Origin of the sequence: Gabonibacter chumensis, from assembly GCF_024741215.1 — a bacterium.
Classification (GTDB): domain Bacteria; phylum Bacteroidota; class Bacteroidia; order Bacteroidales; family Marinifilaceae; genus Gabonibacter; species Gabonibacter massiliensis.
Genome location: NZ_JANSKB010000014.1, coordinates 1 through 203 on the forward strand (window position 1 = coordinate 1; position 203 = coordinate 203).

Here is a 203-nt window from a genome sequence, read left to right on the forward strand (position 1 = left end):
CTACTCGCCGATCGCGTGGTTGATCCTGATCATCTTTACCTTTCAATGCAGCATGTCCTTTTCCAACTTGATGAGCGGTTTTGTTCGTTCGGAGTCTTTAGGCTACGGTAATTATAACGTGACCCTCGGTCTTTACAGCGGCATGCGCGGTTTGTTCACGGCCGTTCAATCTTACCTTTACCTTTACATCCCTTTGTTGACGA

General features: G+C 47.3%; 1 protein-coding gene. It reads left to right on the forward strand.

Translation table 11 applies throughout. The features are described 5' to 3' along the window. A partial coding sequence (locus NVS78_RS14135) for a hypothetical protein (RefSeq protein WP_286359734.1) occupies nt 1–203 on the forward strand: 203 nt, incomplete at both ends.